Source organism: uncultured Cedecea sp. (assembly GCF_947498825.1).
In the GTDB taxonomy this organism is placed as follows: domain Bacteria; phylum Pseudomonadota; class Gammaproteobacteria; order Enterobacterales; family Enterobacteriaceae; genus JGM124.
The window spans coordinates 68,635-83,980 of record NZ_CANMLV010000013.1; the positions used below are offsets into that span (position 1 = coordinate 68,635).

Sequence of the window (15,346 nt, forward strand, 5' to 3'; positions counted from 1 at the left end):
TTGTGCCTCCTGCAAGCTATCAGTGTTTATGGTCATCGTGATTATGATCATGCCCATGAGCGTGGTCATGTGAGTGACTATGGCTATGTGAATGGCTATGGCCGTGATGATGATGCCCATGTGAATGTACCGCGCTGCCTGTATGGGGAGCATCTAACGGGCTTGCGACATGAACGTGGGTATCGGTATCTTCGGCACCGCCAAATAGTAAGCGCGCTTCGGAATTACTGAGCAGTGGCAGGATCTCCTGACCTTTAACAAAATGGAAAGGCAAGTGCTGGAAGCCATGGGTTCTCATGACGGACTCCATCATGGTGGTGGCAACGGTCAGCGGTACATACACGTTGTTATTTTTGGTGACTGCTTTCCAGTGCTGATTACCCAGCGCATGCCCCAGCTCAAAGGCCGTTTTAATTAACTCATCTTGCGAGCGATTTTTTAATTCGCTGAGATCAATCACCATGACATCACGTAAGTTAATCTGCACGATGATGGCAACATTATTCTGCTCGTCCCAGGACAGGACATCACCGTCTGCCAGCATAACGTGTCTGTCGAGCGAAATACCCAAATCAACGCCTTGGGTGCTGAGTTTACGGCAGCGACTTTTTTGTGCCTCGCGCTGATCGAGTACTAACAGATCCAGCGTGGCATCTTTCAGTTTGTCCTGCCAGGCCGGGTCTTTTTTGACGTTGCCGAGAATATCTTCGATCAAAATCATGCTGCTATTCCTTATCTGTATTTTTTAGCCAGTCAGTGTCCTGCATTGATAGCAGGACACTGAAAGGTATTTACATCCTGACTTATCGGTTAACCAAAGAAATAGCGTTGGTTCATGGATGCGGTATCAATCGGCTCACAAGTGGCGTGTACGCCATCGACTTTTACTGCAAAGGTTTCCGGATCAACTTCGATATGTGGCGTCTTGTCGTTACGCACCAGGTCTTGTTTTGAGATGGTACGGCAGTTCTTCACGGCAACAACCTGGCGGTCAAGGCCCGCTTTCTCTTTAACGCCATCGTCGAGGGCGGCCTGAGAAACGAAGGTGACGCAGGTATCTTGTAATGTTTTGCCCATTCCACCGAACATTGGACGGTAGAACACTGGCTGTGGTGTTGGCAGGGAAGCGTTAGGGTCACCCATCGCTGCCCAGCTGATCATGCCACCTTTGATTACCATTTTAGGTTTCGCGCCGAAGAAGCGAGGATCCCACAGTACCAGGTCTGCCATTTTGCCGACTTCAACAGAACCGAGCACATGGCTGACACCCTGTGCAATGGCCGGGTTAATGGTGACTTTGGCGACATAACGCAATACGCGGAAGTTATCGTTATTTGGCGCATCTTCTGGCAACTTACCGCGAGAGGCTTTCATCGCATGCGCAGTCTGGATGATACGCAGCCAGTTCTCACCGACGCGACCCATTGCCTGGGAGTCACTGGAGAACATTGAGATAACGCCCATATCGTGCAGCACGTTTTCTGCAGCGATGGTTTCCGGACGCACACGGCTTTCAGCAAACGAGACGTCAGCCGGAACGTTCGGGTTCAGGTTATGACACACCATAATCATGTCGAACAGTTCAGCCTGACTGTTGATACCATAGGGCAGCGTCGGGTTAGTTGAGCTTGGCAGTACGTTAGACTGGCTGGCAACGCGAATAATATCCGGCGCATGACCGCCGCCAGCACCTTCGGTATGGAAGGTATGAATAGTACGGCCTTCGAAGGCATCAATGGTATCTTCAACGTAACCGAATTCGTTCAGACTGTCGGTATGCACCGAGACCTGAATATCCATTTCGTCTGCCATACGCAGAGAGTGTCTGATGGCATTCGCTGTTGCACCCCAGTCTTCATGTACTTTATAACCGACGACACCGGCAATAGCCTGCTCAATAAGTGGCTGGCGACCAAAGGCGTTTCCTTTACCCAGCAGGCCAATATTGACTGGCAGACCTTCAACAGAGCGTAACATCTGGCGGATATTCCAGGGGCCAGGGGTTACTGTGGTACCGTTAGTACCATCCGTTGGACCAATACCTCCGCCGAAGAAGGTGGTGACACCGTTAGAAAGAGCATGGTAGGCCTGCTGAGGAGAGATAAAGTGAATATGGCTATCAATACCTGCTGCAGTCAGAATTAAGTGTTCACCGGAAATAGCATCAGTGCTCACACCCACCACTAATCCCGGGGTGACACCATTCATCGTACCTGGGTTACCGCTTTTACCGATTCCGACAATTTTGCCATCACGGATACCGACGTCCGCTTTAATCACACCCAGGCGAGCATCAATGATCGTGACGTTGGTAATCACTAAATCCAGCACGCCATTGTCGCGGGTCAGCGTGTTATCTGCGCCCATGCCATCACGCAGGGATTTTCCCCCACCATAGACTGACTCTTCGCCATAAACACGCAAATCTTTTTCAATTTCAACGAACAGGTTGGTATCACCAAGACGAATTTTATCACCAGTAGTCGGGCCAAACAGACCCGCGTATTCTTGCCGAGAAATTTGAGGCATCTTTCGTTCCTTTCTTTTTCCGGGACGCGCAACGCAGCCAGGCTACACGTCATTGAATGTCGATAGTATTGACCGCTTACTTCTTAGACGATTTAAATCCACGCTCTTTCGCGCGACGCAGTGCTTCCAGTTTGTCCGGACGCTGACTTCCAGGGACAATACTTTCACCCGCCCAGCCATCAACCAGATTATTGAAGCCATAGAGTGTTTGTTTGCCGCCAAAAGGGATAAGCGAAACTTCGGTTTCGTCGCCCGGTTCAAAACGAATCGCGGTGGTCGATGAAATATTCAGCCGTTTGCCGTAAGCCGCTTCTCTGTCAAATTCGAGTGCGCGGTTGGCTTCAAAGAAATGGAAATGCGATCCGACTTGAATCGGACGGTCACCGGTATTACGGACTTTGACTTTAATGGCCGGTCTGTCCTCATTAAAGGTAATTGGCGTCTCGGCTAAAATTAGGCCCCCGAGAGGCGTATTTTCTTCAGGGTTAGCTGGGGTATTCTTTTTCTTCGCGCTCATGCTTTAATCCTCTGTCATATTCAATTCAGGTTTTACTCGCACGCGGCTTACCGTTATTTGATTGGGTCGTGTACCGTGACCAGACGGCTACCGTCAGTGAAAATGGCCTCAACCTGAACGTTAGGAATAAGGTCAGCAACACCTTCCATGACATCGTCCTTGGTCAGCACTTGGCTGGCTTCTTTCATTACGTCTTCTACCGTTTTGCCATCCCGGGCACCTTCCATCGCAGTGACGGTAATAATAGAGACCGCCTCCGGATAATTGAGCTTCAGACCACGAGCTTTGCGCTTGAATGCCACGTCAGATAGCGTGTAAATCATGAGCTTTTCAACTTCTCTGGGGGTGAGCTGCATGAGCCCTCCTGTATCTGGTTAATAAAGTGAAAAATAACGACAACCACAATGGTGAATGACCACCTTATAAAACGACCTGTCTCGTAAAGATTAACCTGTTAAAACGAAATCACCCTGTTTAGCGGCGGTAAACTTCCGTCGCCATGGGGAGATTTTTGTTTTCTGCCAGGTATCCAGATCCTGGAACAGACTCTTTCCAGTAATGCTTTGTTATGACTAAAAATAATCAGTCCTAATGGCCGCCGGTGAGTTTCTTCCAGCAGGACCTTCCAAATTTGTGCCTGAATATGGGCATCAAGCTGAGCCGTGACTTCGTCGGTAATTAAATAGCGTGTACGCGGATCCAGGGCTCGTAGCAGGGCAATACGAGCCAGCTCTCCTCCGGATAACTCATCAGGTCTGCGTTTTAACCAGTTCGGGTTAACCGCCATACGTTCAAGCCATCGGGCATCCGGTTGCCAGGCATCGCGCAGGCTATCACCAGTGGTACGCCAGGGATTAAAACTCAGTTCAGGATGCTGAGGGACGAGTTGAATCGGGCAATAGCCTGTTTTCGCCGGAGGAATGCCATCAATTAATACCTGGCCATGCGTGGGAGCCTGCCATTGAGCAATGACGCGACCAAGGGTGGTTTTGCCAAATCCGCTGGGGGCTGAGATCCCTAAACGCTCACCCGGGCTAAGGGTGAATGAAACATCTTCCCAGAGTTGCTGTCCTCCCTGGGTTATCGATAAGTTATCGATAGTGAGCATGTTCAGTTTCCTCTTTTTGCGAAAGGCCCTGACTGATAAATTGCTGTTCGGGTAAAGCTGTCCACAATGATTGTAGCCATTCGCTTCCACCTTGATTTTTTAGTTCATCAGCTCGCAATGTTTCGCATAATTCGCCCTGACGGAGTACGGCAATTTTATCGGCAAATCGTGCTGCCAGCGCTAAGTCATGTGTGACCCATAAGATGGCCCGGCCTTGCTGACAAAAAGCGCGTAAGTGAGTCAGTAACTGGCAGGCATGTTCTTCATCCAGCCACGAGGTGACTTCATCCGCAAGAATATATTGTGCGTGGGTCAGGGTTGCACAGCTCGCCAGTACGCGTTTTGCCATCCCACCGGATAACTGCCGGGGAAAGTCATAGATTAAGCCTGGCGCAAGATTATAGGTTTGCAACTGCATCGCGACATCTTTAAGGCGTAACTCAACGCCACTCAGTTGTGCCGCCCGGGTGATTTGTGAACCCACTTTTATCAGTGGATTTAAGGCACTTACGCCTTGGGGAACATAACAGACGGACTTGCCGCGGTTCTCTATTTTTTCTTGGGCGTCCAGAGTTTTACCAGCGAGAATAATATCGCCACGACAGCGCATATTATCCGGGATCAGTCCGAGTACGCTTTGTAATAACAGACTTTTACCTTCACCGCTGCCACCGACCAAGGCGACTAACTCTCCCGGATGAACCTCTAAAGAGATATTACTCAGCAGTGGATGCCAGGTTTTACGTCCCAGCCAGCGATAGTGGGCAACATCAAGAGAAAAGTTTGTGAATTTCAGCATTATGACACCCTTAGCCAGAGCTGTTGAAGCGCTCGGGCAAGTTGGTCAAAAATAAGCACTAACCCAACCAGTATCAGGCCTGGGAAAAATGCCAGCCACCAGGCTCCGCTGCTTAAGAAGCGCAGGGCATCGGCGAGTAAAATGCCCAAAGAGGCTTCATGGGGGGATAAACCAAACCCCAGAAAACTCAGGGCTGCGCTGTGTAAGACAGCATGAGGGAACATCAGTAATGTACCCACTATCCATTGCGGCAATATTAAGGGTAGCAGATGATGACGCCAGCGATAGAAATTGCTATTGCCCAGCCGATGGGACAGTTTCATATAATCTGTTTCACGAATACGCAGAATTTCTGCTCGCAGAATCAATGCCAGTTTGGGCCAGTGTGTGAAAGCCACGGCCAGAATCACCCCTTCTTTACCGCCTCCCAACGTAAAGCAAATCAGCACCAGCAACAGTAAATGAGGTAGCGCCAGCATACTGTCGATCAGCCCACGGATCAGATAATCCATGGTTTTATTCATCGAACATAACGCGGCAGCGAGCAGAGAAATTAAACCACTGGTAAAGGCGGCAGTTAAGCCTATTTGTAAGCTGGTGGTCAGACCCTGAAAGCAACGTAGCCATAAATCACGGCCCAGACTGTCAGTACCGAACCAGTAGAGGCTGGATGGTGGCTGACGCCTTGCCAGCAGCTCCATCGGTATATCAAGGTGATAAATAGAAAATCCATAAATCACTAAGCCCGATAACAATACGAATGAAACCGCAAGCCGCAATAATGCCTGATTAGGGTTGTATGTCATGATTGACTGCGCAGCCCCCTGTTCAGACGATGCAGCAGCCCGTTTGCGATACTGTTGGCGCAGAACACCAGAATAGCGCAAAACATGACTATTCCCATTAATAATGGAATATCACCGTGAAGCCCGGCATCAATAGTGGCTTGCCCGAGTCCGGGATAAGCGAAGACTTTCTCCGCCAGTAAAGAACCCCCGAGTAACTCTCCCAGAGAGGCGAATTGCAGACACAAAGCGGGAGTTATCGCATGACGCAAAATATGAAACCGCACCAGAGACCAGCCCTTATCCCCTTGTGCCTGAGCATAGCGAATAAATTCACTGTTCATCACCTCGGCAACTTTCGCTCGGGTATGTAGCGCAATATTACCGATACCCAATAATCCTAAGGCAATACAAGGCAATATAAGATGATGGAGCTTATTACCAAAGCTTGCAGTTTCAGCATTACTCCCCGGTGTCCAGGCGCAACAAACAGGAGCCCAGTTAAGTTTGACGGCAAATAATGACAGTAACAGGAGACCTATCCAGAAGGTGGGTAAGGAAGCCAGTAAGTAGGAAAAACTTGAAATAAGGCGATCCGGCCAGCGGTTGAGATAGCGACCAGCGGTTAACCCCATTAATAGTCCAAATACACCTGAAAATATCCAGGCGGAAAGCAGTAAGGCAAATGACGTGGCAAAGCGCTCACCTATGACCTGTGCGACCGGGGCATTATAGAGCATTGAATAACCCATATCCCCTTGTATCATCTGCATAAACCAATGCAGAAAACGTTGCCATAAGGGCAAGTCCAGTCCCCAACGGGCGGCGATCAGCGGATATTGTTCTGGGGGAACGTGGAGCAAGTCGCTGCCGATATAGGCGCGAATCGGATCAACGGGAGAAAAACTGAGTAAGACAAAGGTGCCTGCAGCTGTAACCAACAGCAGGCATATTAAGCGCAGGATAAATACCGGCACTGCTCTCATCAGTTACAGGTCCATTTCCAGCTATCAAGGTTATTCAACGCTGACCAAGAACCATGAATCTCCGGCGCGCCTTTACCTAAGTCGATGCAGGGATTAACCAGATACGTATGCTGAAGATTTAATAACCATGCCCATGCGGCATCGCCACGAATACCGGCCCCGGTCTTACCATCCCAATCGACCTGTTGCCAGTGGGGGATCGCTTGTTTCCAGTCTGGTGCATCCAGCGCTTGCTGGAGATGTTTATCAACGTCTGCATTCTGATAATAGCCCGGGTTGTAATAGCCGATACCCGCTGCTTCACCATTGTAGTGGTGATACAGTTCCATCGGATCCAGGCTTCCCCAGCCAAACAGGGTTGGGTTAGCGTGCATATTGCGTTCAACGATTTCCCAGCTGCCTGATTTTAAGTCGACGTCAATACCGATAGGTTTCAGCATAGAGCGGACGGCTTGTGCCAGGTCACGACGCGTAGCATCGCCGCTGGCGTACCACAGGGTAATGTGAGCCGGTACGCCATTCTTCTCCCGAATACCCTTGCTATTCAATTTCCAGCTGGCCTGCTCGAGAATGTCTTTGGCTTTTTCAATATCGCCGTCTTTTATTGCGGCATCTTTATTATCCCAGGGGAGGCCTTGTACACCGGTATAGGCTGGAATAGCGTGGCCTTCCAGTATCTGATCTGCCAGTAACTGACGGTTAATTGCGTAGTTTATCGCCTTGCGGATGGCGACATCGGACGTAATATCGTTTCCGACAGGATAACCCTGGGCATTTTTTTCACCTGCTGGGGTTGTCGGGAAGACGATTCCACGGTTTTCTACGCTTGGCTGCACCCATAATTTCATTTTACTGGAGGGTTCTACTGCCATAGAAGGCGGGATACGCACCACATCAAGCTGCTGGCTTTTGGCTGCAGCATAAGCACTGTCTTCATCAAGGAAGACAAAAACCAGCTTATCGAAGTCGTTTTTATTACCCGCATAATAGGGGTTGGCTTCCACAATCAGTTGTTGGCCTGGCTGGAAGCTGACTAAACGATACGGACCTGCACCAATCGGTTTTTGGGCATAGGTTTTGGCATCGTATTTATCTTTAGAGACAATCCCCAGTGACCCGAGGACGTTGATAAAAGTGCTTTGTGGTGCTTTGAGTTGGATACGTACTGTCTGGGGATCAATCTCTTCTGCTTTCAAGAAATTCCCCATATCGACTTTGCCGCCACTGGCTGCCGCATTGTTGTAGGTATAAACCACATCTTTGGCGGTAAGCGGTGAACCATCAGAAAACTTGAGGTCGGGTTTTAGCGTAAGTATCCAAGTTCTGCCGTCATGGCTGGAGGTGTAATCATCCAGTAAAAAACTGTCCCAGCCGAGACTGGCATTCTGTTTTAACAGCGGACTGTGCAGCAGGAGGTAACTTCCATGGCTCCAGCCGAGCATGGGATCAAAGCCCTCGCTGGGTTCATCACCAATGGCTAATTTAATCGTGTGATCGGTTGCATAAGAGCAAACAGAAGATATGCCAAAAAAAACAGATGCAAAAAGATTAATATATCGTTTTGATTTGAAAATCATATACAATCCTTTGATGTATTTATTTTTGTGAGATTATTGTTCTGAATTTGTGTTTAAAAGTGAGTATAGCGACATAATAAGTATTTTAAAAACACAAAATGCAATAAAAAACAGACGTCCTCTTTTTGGGAAACTATTTATCAATGTGATTAAATATTTTCTTTAAAAAAAATAATAAGTTATGAATGTGATTGTGACAATTACACAGGTGTAATGCAAATGCGTTAACGATAGATTAAAAATGTATGGCCAGACATTCGGAAAGAGAAAATAGCCATATTTTATTGGAGATAGATCAGAGCTGCGCGTGGGCAGAGGGCCTTTTTCCAGTAATATAGCCAGATAACTGCAACACTCTTTGTATCGTGATTCAGCCTTGGCTCGTTCGACTTCTTTAGCGAGATCCAAGTGTCGGTGGACGGGTAGGGAAAGAGGCAACAGCAACACTGTTCTGGATCGATTACAGCGCTGCAATCCCCTCAATTATTGCCGTACTGATTTTTATGGTGATAGAGAAAACGATTGGTTTGGGTTTGGTGAAGTTCAGTTAGCTTTACAGCGTGGCAACAGGCAAAGGGAAGCATCCCCTTTACCTGTTGCTATGATTAGTGCGACTCGGCCCAGGCCCGCTCGACTTCTTCAGCAAGAATTTTAACACCGGCTTCAATTTTATCGGGGTCTGGCACATAGTTCATACGCATGCATTGATGGGTATGGGGCCAGGGTTTTTCCAGACCTGGGAAGAAGTAGTGACCTGGTACCATCAGCACCCCGCGTTTTTTCAGACGCTGATACAGCAGCTCGGTGGAAACCGGCAATTCTTTGAACCATAGCCAGAGAAAAATAGCCCCTTCAGGTTTATGGATAAGGCAACGCTCTGGTGATAAATAACGGCGAATAATCGCGACGGTTTCCTGCACTCGCTGAAGATAGAAAGGTTTAATCACCGTTTCTGACAGCCTCAGCAGATCCTTACGTTGAATCATTTCGCAGGCCATCGCCGGGCCTACTCCGCCAGGAGACAGACTGATAATTCCGTTCATATTACTGATTGCTGAAATGACTTTGTCATTGGCAATAATAATACCGCAGCGGCTTCCCGGAAGCCCAAGCTTGGACAGGCTCATACACAGGATGATATTCGGGTTCCAGAGGGGACGTGCTTCAGTAAAGATAATGCCCGGAAAAGGAACACCGTAAGCATTATCAATCACCAACGGAATACCGTGTTCATTCGCCATGGCATCGAGCTTTATTAGCTCTTCGTCGGTAATCACGTTTCCGGTTGGGTTAGTCGGGCGTGAGACACAGATCATGCCGGTATCTTCGCCAATATGCAGATGTTCAAAGTCTACATGGTACTTAAACTGTCCGTCTGGCAGTAATTCGATATTTGGCCGCGTGGAGACAAAAAGGTCTTCTTCCAGCCCGGAATCGGCATAACCAATATATTCTGGAGCCAGCGGAAACAGCACTTTTTTGGTGGTGCCATTTTTGCGGCGCCCGGCAAACAGATTAAATAAGTAGAAAAATGCGCTCTGACTGCCATTTGTCAGCGCGATATTCTGCGGCTCAATATCCCAACCTAATTCGTCACGTAGCATACCGGCTAAGGCGGTAAGCAGCTCACTTTTCCCCTGTGGTCCGTCGTAATTACACAGGGTATCAAGGAGTTTGCCGTTATCCTGCATATCTGAAAGCAACCCTTGAAAGTAGTCGTTCATTGCAGGAATTTGCGCGGGGTTACCTCCGCCCAGCATAATTGCACCAGGGGTACGTAAACCATCATTGAGATCCTCCATCAGGCGTGTAATGCCTGAATGGCGGGTAAATTTGTCGCCGAAAAGAGAAAACGTCATAACGTATTGTCTACAGAATCTTTTGAAAGAGGCTAACCATAACGCTGGTAAAGGCGCGGTGCAAACAGACTTTACACAGCATTTGTGGTTTTTTATATCAATTTAATGGCTTTTATTCAGTCAAATATTCTGATTCTTATTATTTATCTTTCTGCCACTGTTCGATATGAGAACCCAGCATATTTCTGCTGATGGAGAGTTCATCAAGCGTCCTGTTAAGCTGGGCATGTAAACTGATATGCTGCTCAACATTAGCGAGATGCTCTGACTGGAGCTGTTGTAGTTTTTCAGACAATATCGCGACCTCTTTTTCAGCACACAGACGCGCTTCATGCTGTGTTTTGATCAGTCTGTCAGCAGCGTTCAGGCGCTGGCGAGACTCGGCTATCTCCAGGTGACAGGCATGGGCTTTGAGTTGGGCGGTCTGCTTATAACGATTAAAATGGCTTTGCAGTTTATCGATTTCCCGCTGCATCACGCTGCGCACCAGAGCTGACTCTTTCAGGTGCATCTCTTGGCTGATATTCAACGCTTTTTTTAGCTCAGTTATCTGGTTTTCACATTGACGTAGCCGATTAATTGTTTCCGGCGTATCGCAATAAAGGGAGGTTGATGAACGCGATTTTTGCTGTTCTTCACGTAACTGTGACAGCAGACTGATCACGCGCGCTTCTGACATTTGTAAGCGTTGTAACGTTTCTGGTGAGTCCTGATAGCGCGCTTGGGGGGCAATTTTGTCGTCAAGATTAATATTGCTCAGTGCGCTATTTATTTCCCATATAATTTGCTCTTTATTTTGCAGCTTCATACGGTTACAAGCACTGATCAAAAAGCTTGCGGCCTCATGCCTATTATTTGTCACGAAAGCTTTTTTTATCAGCTTCTGAACCAAGCTCATTTTGCCCGTTATCCTGTATCAAAGAAGGAGCTGAATACATGTGTCCGCTATAGCTTTCCGGACAACTTCAGGGTTATTTACTCTTTCTTTATCGGCAATTAACTTGCGAATTTTACAATACTTTTTTCTTTTTATTCCGTTTGTTCATGACGGCTTTTCGGAATAATACCCTTTCTTAACGTGCCATAAGTCGTTATTTTTGGTATCTTTCGCGCCTGTTTTCTATACTGATTATGAATAATGAGTCAGAAAGTCCTTTTTCTGTTCGGAGTCATGAATGATAACAACCCTAATAAAACAGTTAGGGGCCGCGATAATTTTGCTACTGTCGGTGGGATGGAATAATACGGTTTTAGCCAGTCCACAAGTTGCAGAGACGCACAGTAAAGCCCTGATAAAAAAAGTTAATACTAAAAATACGGCACACAGTACAAAAGAGTATTCTCGCAAAAGTGAAATGAGTTCGCTTCCTGATTTGCGAAAATACCCTTCCGGAACTCCAAGGAAAAAAGCGTTTCTCCGGGCGGTTATGCCATATATTGCACAGCAAAATGCAGCAATTACTGCTGAACGTAATTGGTTGATGATAAAGCGTTATTCAAGCCGTTTTTCGCCAACAGAAATTGCACGGCTAAAAGATATTAGCCGCCGTTATAAAGTGGCCTGGAAAGGTAATACCAAACGTATACCTTGGAATACCTTGCTGGAAAGAGTTGATATTATCCCGACTAAAATGGCAGCGACCATGGCTGCGGTAGAAAGTGGCTGGGGAACATCAAAACTGGCCCGTAGCAACAATAATCTGTTCGGAATGAAATGCGCTAAAAAGCACTGTAATAGCGAGCCGGGTAAAGTAAAAGGCTATCAGCATTATGATTCGCTGAAAGAGGGTGTTAATTCTTACGTGATTAATTTGAATACCCACCCGGCTTATGCATCATTCCGTAAATCTCGCGCCCAGTTACGTAAAGCGGATCAGGAAGTTACAGCCAGTACTATGATCCATAAGTTGGAAGGTTATTCGCAAAAAGGTCATCGCTATAACAACTACCTGTTTGCGATGTACCAGAGTAATCAGAACTTAATGTCGCCTTATTAAGACGACCTGATAGCTCCCAGATACATTTCTTGTGGTGACATGCTCTGTTTTATCCGGGCATGTCATTGATTTCTTTCTATCCTCCTTCCAGTTGGCGCTTTTTCAGGGGCATGATCATACAACTTGACGGCATTTGCGTATATACTGCCCGCTTCTCTTAAATCCACGGAACGCGTGCGAATTCAACATGCAAAAGTTTGATACCAAGACCTTTCAAGGCCTGATCCTGACTTTACAGGATTACTGGGCCCGCCAGGGCTGCACCATTGTTCAACCTTTGGACATGGAAGTTGGCGCCGGAACCTCTCACCCGATGACCTGTTTGCGGGCATTAGGGCCAGAACCTATGGCGGCTGCTTATGTGCAACCTTCTCGTCGTCCTACAGATGGCCGTTATGGCGAAAACCCGAACCGCTTACAGCATTACTATCAGTTCCAGGTGGTGATTAAGCCTTCGCCGGACAACATTCAGGAACTGTATCTTGGGTCGCTGAAAGAATTGGGTATGGACCCAACGATTCATGATATTCGTTTCGTGGAAGATAACTGGGAAAACCCCACTCTGGGGGCCTGGGGCCTGGGCTGGGAAGTCTGGCTTAACGGCATGGAAGTGACCCAGTTTACCTATTTCCAGCAGGTCGGTGGTTTGGAGTGCAAACCCGTGACTGGCGAAATCACTTATGGCTTAGAGCGTCTGGCGATGTATATCCAGGGCGTAGACAGTGTTTATGATTTGGTCTGGAGCGACGGCCCATTAGGTAAAACCACCTATGGCGATGTGTTCCACCAGAATGAAATCGAACAATCCACGTATAACTTTGAATACGCTGATGTCGATTTCCTGTTTACCTGTTTTGAGCAATATGAAAAAGAAGCTCAACAGTTACTGGCGTTAGAAAAACCTCTGCCGCTGCCTGCTTACGAACGTATTCTGAAAGCCGCACATAGCTTTAACCTGCTTGATGCCCGTAAAGCTATCTCGGTGACGGAACGCCAGCGCTATATTCTGCGTATTCGTACCCTGACGAAAGCAGTGGCAGAAGCCTACTATGCTTCTCGTGAAGCACTTGGCTTCCCGATGTGTAATAAGAATAAATAAGAGGCTGCCATGTCTGAAAAAACTTTTCTGGTGGAAATCGGCACTGAAGAGCTGCCACCAAAAGCCCTGCGCAGTCTGGCTGAATCCTTTGCTGCCAATGTGACTGCGGAGCTGGATGCGGCAAATCTGGCTTATGGCGATGTTAAATGGTTTGCCGCACCACGCCGTCTGGCGCTAAAAATTACGAAACTTTCTGCTACGCAGCCTGACCGTGAAGTTGAAAAACGTGGTCCGGCAATTGCTGCGGCGTTTGATGCTGAAGGTCGCCCAAGTAAAGCAGCAGAAGGCTGGGCACGGGGTTGCGGTATTACCGTTGACCAGGCTGAACGCTTGTCTACCGATAAAGGTGAATGGCTGCTGTACCGTGCGCGGGTAAAAGGTGAAAGTGTTCAGACACTGTTACCAAACATTATTAGCAGCTCACTGGCAAAATTGCCTGTTCCTAAATTAATGCGCTGGGGTGCGTTTGACACCCAGTTTGTGCGTCCGGTACATACAGTGACCTTGCTGTTAGACAGCGAACTGATTCCTGCCACTATTCTGGGTATTCAGTCAGATCGTGTTATTCGTGGTCACCGCTTTATGGGTGAGTCCGAATTTGCCCTTGAGCATGCTGACCAGTATCCTGACGTGTTAGCGCAGCGCGGTAAAGTCATCGCTGATTACGAGCAACGTAAAACATTAATTAAACGTGATGCGGAAGAAGCGGCGCGTAAAATTGGTGGGGTTGCTGATTTAAGCGAAAGTCTGTTAGAAGAAGTGGCTTCTCTGGTTGAATGGCCGGTGGTTCTGACCGCGACCTTTGAAGAGAAATTCCTCTCTGTTCCTGCTGAAGCGCTGGTTTACACCATGAAAGGTGACCAGAAGTACTTCCCGGTGTATAGCCCGGAAGGTAAATTGCTGCCGAACTTTATCTTTGTTTCCAATATTGAGTCTAAAGATCCGCAGCAAATTATTTCGGGTAACGAGAAAGTGGTACGCCCACGTCTGGCCGACGCCGAGTTTTTCTTTAATACTGACCGTAAAAAACGTCTGGAAGATAACCTGCCGCGTCTTGAAACCGTTCTGTTCCAGCAGCAGTTGGGCAGCCTGCGTGACAAGACCAATCGGATTGAAGCGCTTTCCGGCTGGATTGCTAATCAGATTGGCGCTGATGTTAATCATGCGACCCGCGCAGGCCTGCTTTCCAAGTGTGACCTGATGACCAATATGGTGTTTGAGTTTACCGACACCCAGGGTGTGATGGGAATGCACTATGCCCGTTTTGACGGTGAAGCAGAAGACGTCGCTGTGGCACTGAACGAACAGTATCAGCCGCGCTTTGCCGGAGATGAGCTGCCTTCTAATCTGGTTGCTTGTTCTGTCGCTATCGCTGACAAAATGGATACTTTAGCCGGTATTTTTGGTATCGGTCAGCACCCTAAAGGTGACAAAGATCCGTTTGCTCTGCGTCGTGCCGCCCTGGGTGTTCTGCGTATTATCGTTGAGAAAAACCTTAATCTTGATCTGCAAACCCTGACTGAAGAAGCGGTTCGTCTCTATGGCGATAAACTGACTAATAGCAAAGTAGTTGATGAGGTTATCGACTTTATGCTCGGTCGTTTCCGCGCCTGGTATCAGGAAGAAGGTCATGCTGTTGATACTATTCAGGCAGTGCTGGCACGTCGTCCGACCAAACCGGCTGATTTTGATGCCCGTATGAAGGCGGTTTCCCATTTCCGCACTCTGGAGGCGGCAGCTGCCCTGGCAGCAGCGAACAAACGCGTTTCTAATATTCTTGCGAAGTCGTCTGAAACGCTGAATGACAGTGTACGGGCTTCGGTTCTGAAAGAAGCGGAAGAGATTCGTCTGGCGACGCATCTGGTGGTTCTGCGCGACAAACTGCAACCCTATTTTGCTGAAGGTCGTTATCAGGAAGCGCTGGAAGAGTTGGCGGACTTGCGTGAGCCGGTCGATGCTTTCTTTGATAAAGTAATGGTTAATGCTGATGATGAAGCACTGCGTATTAACCGACTGACGTTGCTGACTAAACTACGTGAGCTGTTCCTGGAAGTTGCGGATATTTCTTTGCTGCAATAAAAAGTTAATCC

Annotated in this window: 14 protein-coding genes; 3 read left to right on the forward strand and 11 right to left on the reverse strand. The window is 47.9% G+C overall.

Annotated features, from left to right (window positions below; all coding sequences use genetic code 11):
* Positions 1-19 precede the first annotated feature (19 nt).
* From ureE to Q1A40_RS14405, 11 genes are all read right to left on the reverse strand, one after another.
* Positions 20-721 (reverse strand): urease accessory protein UreE, encoded by a 702-nt coding sequence (ureE, locus tag Q1A40_RS14355; protein WP_300001198.1) that lies wholly within the window; start codon positions 719-721, stop codon positions 20-22.
* A gap of 89 nt (positions 722-810) precedes the next feature.
* Complete coding sequence (locus tag Q1A40_RS14360) at positions 811-2,529, reverse strand: urease subunit alpha (RefSeq protein ID WP_300001200.1); 1,719 nt, start codon at positions 2,527-2,529, stop codon at positions 811-813.
* Between the two features lie 76 nt (positions 2,530-2,605).
* Complete coding sequence (gene ureB / locus Q1A40_RS14365; RefSeq protein WP_300001202.1) at positions 2,606-3,046, reverse strand: urease subunit beta; 441 nt, start codon at positions 3,044-3,046, stop codon at positions 2,606-2,608.
* A gap of 53 nt (positions 3,047-3,099) precedes the next feature.
* Positions 3,100-3,402 (reverse strand): urease subunit gamma, encoded by a 303-nt coding sequence (locus Q1A40_RS14370; protein ID WP_259050738.1) that lies wholly within the window; start codon positions 3,400-3,402, stop codon positions 3,100-3,102.
* Positions 3,403-3,500: 98 nt separating this feature from the next.
* Positions 3,501-4,154, reverse strand: coding sequence for an ATP-binding cassette domain-containing protein (locus Q1A40_RS14375; protein WP_300001205.1), 654 nt, complete (start codon positions 4,152-4,154; stop codon positions 3,501-3,503).
* Positions 4,138-4,953 carry an ATP-binding cassette domain-containing protein gene (locus Q1A40_RS14380; RefSeq protein ID WP_300001207.1) on the reverse strand — a complete coding sequence of 272 codons (816 nt, stop codon included), beginning with the start codon at positions 4,951-4,953 and terminating at the stop codon, positions 4,138-4,140. The genes Q1A40_RS14375 and Q1A40_RS14380 overlap by 17 nt, the downstream gene beginning before the upstream one ends.
* Entirely contained in the window at positions 4,953-5,759 is an 807-nt protein-coding gene (locus Q1A40_RS14385) for an ABC transporter permease (RefSeq protein WP_300001209.1), read from the reverse strand. Before Q1A40_RS14385 ends, Q1A40_RS14380 begins: the two co-directional genes overlap by 1 nt.
* The gene (locus tag Q1A40_RS14390; RefSeq protein WP_300001211.1) at positions 5,756-6,724 is read right to left on the reverse strand and encodes an ABC transporter permease; all 969 of its coding nucleotides are present in this window, start codon (positions 6,722-6,724) and stop codon (positions 5,756-5,758) included. Before Q1A40_RS14390 ends, Q1A40_RS14385 begins: the two co-directional genes overlap by 4 nt.
* Positions 6,724-8,301: an ABC transporter substrate-binding protein gene (locus tag Q1A40_RS14395; RefSeq protein WP_300001213.1), complete on the reverse strand. Its 1,578-nt coding sequence runs from the start codon at positions 8,299-8,301 to the stop codon at positions 6,724-6,726. The genes Q1A40_RS14390 and Q1A40_RS14395 overlap by 1 nt, the downstream gene beginning before the upstream one ends.
* A 605-nt stretch (positions 8,302-8,906) precedes the next feature.
* Positions 8,907-10,160 (reverse strand): valine--pyruvate transaminase, encoded by a 1,254-nt coding sequence (gene avtA / locus Q1A40_RS14400; RefSeq protein WP_300001215.1) that lies wholly within the window; start codon positions 10,158-10,160, stop codon positions 8,907-8,909.
* A 139-nt stretch (positions 10,161-10,299) separates the two neighbouring features.
* Positions 10,300-10,968, reverse strand: a complete 669-nt coding sequence (locus Q1A40_RS14405) for a hypothetical protein (protein ID WP_300001217.1) — start codon at positions 10,966-10,968, stop codon at positions 10,300-10,302.
* Between the two features lie 367 nt (positions 10,969-11,335).
* On the opposite strand from Q1A40_RS14405, the gene Q1A40_RS14410 reads away from it, so the two are divergent.
* From Q1A40_RS14410 to glyS, 3 genes are all read left to right on the forward strand, one after another.
* Positions 11,336-12,157 carry a protein bax gene (locus Q1A40_RS14410; RefSeq protein ID WP_300001219.1) on the forward strand — a complete coding sequence of 274 codons (822 nt, stop codon included), beginning with the start codon at positions 11,336-11,338 and terminating at the stop codon, positions 12,155-12,157.
* Positions 12,158-12,344: 187 nt separating this feature from the next.
* Complete coding sequence (glyQ, locus tag Q1A40_RS14415) at positions 12,345-13,256, forward strand: glycine--tRNA ligase subunit alpha (RefSeq protein WP_300001221.1); 912 nt, start codon at positions 12,345-12,347, stop codon at positions 13,254-13,256.
* 9 nt (positions 13,257-13,265) lie between these two features.
* Positions 13,266-15,335 carry a glycine--tRNA ligase subunit beta gene (glyS, locus tag Q1A40_RS14420; protein WP_300001222.1) on the forward strand — a complete coding sequence of 690 codons (2,070 nt, stop codon included), beginning with the start codon at positions 13,266-13,268 and terminating at the stop codon, positions 15,333-15,335.
* The last annotated feature ends 11 nt before the right edge of the window (positions 15,336-15,346 follow it).

What these genes read in the sequence shown, in the direction of transcription:
- ureE (WP_300001198.1), bottom strand. Translation starts at nt 721, where the DNA reads ATGATTTTGATCGAAGATATTCTCGGCAACGTCAAAAAAGACCCGGCC.
- Q1A40_RS14360 (WP_300001200.1), bottom strand. Translation starts at nt 2,529, where the DNA reads ATGCCTCAAATTTCTCGGCAAGAATACGCGGGTCTGTTTGGCCCGACT.
- ureB (WP_300001202.1), bottom strand. Translation starts at nt 3,046, where the DNA reads ATGAGCGCGAAGAAAAAGAATACCCCAGCTAACCCTGAAGAAAATACG.
- Q1A40_RS14370 (WP_259050738.1), bottom strand. Translation starts at nt 3,402, where the DNA reads ATGCAGCTCACCCCCAGAGAAGTTGAAAAGCTCATGATTTACACGCTA.
- Q1A40_RS14375 (WP_300001205.1), bottom strand. Translation starts at nt 4,154, where the DNA reads ATGCTCACTATCGATAACTTATCGATAACCCAGGGAGGACAGCAACTC.
- Q1A40_RS14380 (WP_300001207.1), bottom strand. Translation starts at nt 4,953, where the DNA reads ATGCTGAAATTCACAAACTTTTCTCTTGATGTTGCCCACTATCGCTGG.
- Q1A40_RS14385 (WP_300001209.1), bottom strand. Translation starts at nt 5,759, where the DNA reads ATGACATACAACCCTAATCAGGCATTATTGCGGCTTGCGGTTTCATTC.
- Q1A40_RS14390 (WP_300001211.1), bottom strand. Translation starts at nt 6,724, where the DNA reads ATGAGAGCAGTGCCGGTATTTATCCTGCGCTTAATATGCCTGCTGTTG.
- Q1A40_RS14395 (WP_300001213.1), bottom strand. Translation starts at nt 8,301, where the DNA reads ATGATTTTCAAATCAAAACGATATATTAATCTTTTTGCATCTGTTTTT.
- avtA (WP_300001215.1), bottom strand. Translation starts at nt 10,160, where the DNA reads ATGACGTTTTCTCTTTTCGGCGACAAATTTACCCGCCATTCAGGCATT.
- Q1A40_RS14405 (WP_300001217.1), bottom strand. Translation starts at nt 10,968, where the DNA reads ATGAAGCTGCAAAATAAAGAGCAAATTATATGGGAAATAAATAGCGCA.
- Q1A40_RS14410 (WP_300001219.1), top strand. Translation starts at nt 11,336, where the DNA reads ATGATAACAACCCTAATAAAACAGTTAGGGGCCGCGATAATTTTGCTA.
- glyQ (WP_300001221.1), top strand. Translation starts at nt 12,345, where the DNA reads ATGCAAAAGTTTGATACCAAGACCTTTCAAGGCCTGATCCTGACTTTA.
- glyS (WP_300001222.1), top strand. Translation starts at nt 13,266, where the DNA reads ATGTCTGAAAAAACTTTTCTGGTGGAAATCGGCACTGAAGAGCTGCCA.